This window comes from Stenotrophomonas pictorum JCM 9942 (assembly GCF_001310775.1).
Classification (GTDB): Bacteria; Pseudomonadota; Gammaproteobacteria; order Xanthomonadales; family Xanthomonadaceae; genus Stenotrophomonas; species Stenotrophomonas pictorum.
The window spans coordinates 1-1,659 of sequence record NZ_BAZI01000492.1; the positions used below are offsets into that span (position 1 = coordinate 1).

1 pseudogene is annotated in these 1,659 nt (G+C 67.5%); it reads left to right on the forward strand.

Annotated features, from left to right (window positions below):
- Window positions 1-1,512 (forward strand): annotated as a pseudogene (locus JCM9942_RS15355) (translocation/assembly module TamB domain-containing protein); the annotation flags it as partial.
- Between the last annotated feature and the right edge of the window lie 147 nt (window positions 1,513-1,659).

A 1,659-nucleotide genomic window follows, 5' to 3' on the forward strand; every position in this document is an offset into this window, starting at 1 on the left:
CATCATCGCGTGGCGAGATCACCCTGGACGGCAGCCTGCGCCCGCGCGGCAATGCGTGGGAGGGGGCGTTCAAGGTCGCCTCGGCCGAGGGCGGCATCCGCCTGGGCGACAACGCCCGCGGCGAACTGGTGCGCTACGACCATTTCTCCCTCAACGTGGAAATGCAGCCCAACAGCATCAAGGGCTATCTGGGCGTGGGCTTCCAGGGGGATGGCTTCATCGACGCAAGGTGCAGACCGCGTGGGAGCCCGGCGCGGCGCTCAACGGCGAGCTGTACCTGAACATGTCGCGGCTGTACTGGATGGAACTGTTCTCGCCGGATCTGGTGCGGCCCAATGGTTGATCGAAGGGCACGTGAGTCTGCGTGGCACCCGTGCGCAACCCACCCTGGGCGGCGAAGCCAAACTCAGCAACTTCACCGGCGAACTGCCGGCGCTGGGGCTGACCCTGAGCGAGGGCAAGGCCGATTTCATCGCCCAGCCCGATGGTTCGGCGCGGATCGGCGCCTCGGCCAACACCGGCGGTGAAGGCGTGTTGCGGGTCGACGGTGGGCTGTCCTGGTTCGGCGATGCGCAGCCGCTGCAGTTGCATATCTTTGGTGACAACGTGCTGCTGTCCAACACCAGCGAGCTGCGCCTGGTCGGCAACCCGGATCTGGATTTCACCCTGGCCGGCACCGCGATGGCGCTGAGCGGGCGCGTGCACGTGCCGGAGGCCGATCTGGATCTGGAGCGGCTGGATCGCGGCACCTCGGTCTCGGAGGACATCGTGGTGCTGGATCCGGTCGATCCGGAAGAGGGCCCGGCCTCGCCGCTGGACATGGACCTGACCATCAGCCTCGGCAACAAGGTCAAGATGAGCGGCTTCGGCCTGAAGGGCGCCCTGACCGGCAAGATGCAGGTACGCGCCATTCCCGGCCGCGAGATGACCGCCAACGGCGGCCTGGACGTGACCGGCCGCTACAAGGCCTACGGCCAGGACCTGACCATCACCGACGGCCAGCTGCTGTGGAACCACGGCATCGTGTCCGATCCACGCATCAATATCCGCGCCGAGCGCCAGATCGGCGAGGTCACCGCCGGCATCCACGTCACCGGCCGCGCCCAGGCGCCGCGGGTGGATGTGTGGTCCAACCCGGCCATGTCGCAGTCCGAATCGCTGGCCTATCTGGTGCTCGGACGCAGTCTGAGCATGGCCAGCAGCGATCAGGCGCAGCAGGTCAATGCCGCCTCGGCGGCGCTGTCGGCCGGCAGCGGCCTGCTGGCCGCGCAGGTCGGCGCCAAACTGGGGCTGGACGATGCCGGGGTCAGCCAGTCGCGCGCGCTGGGCGGTTCGGTGATCGGCGTGGGCAAATACATCACCCCCAAGCTGTACATCGGCTATGGCGTCTCGCTGGTCGGCAGCGGCTCGGTGCTCACCCTGAAGTACCTGCTGCGGCGCGGCTTCGACGTGGAAATCGAATCGTCCACGGTGGAAAACCGCGGTTCGGTGAACTGGCGCAAAGAGAAGTAGGCAAGCACCGGGCCGGGCGGAGCGACCCGGTAACCCTCCACTGCCACAGGAACGGGCGATGACGTCATCCACACCAGCGGTTTTCTGGAAACGGTGCCGGGGCATGGCCCTGGTTGCCGGAGGCGCGATGGGCATGGCCCATGCCGC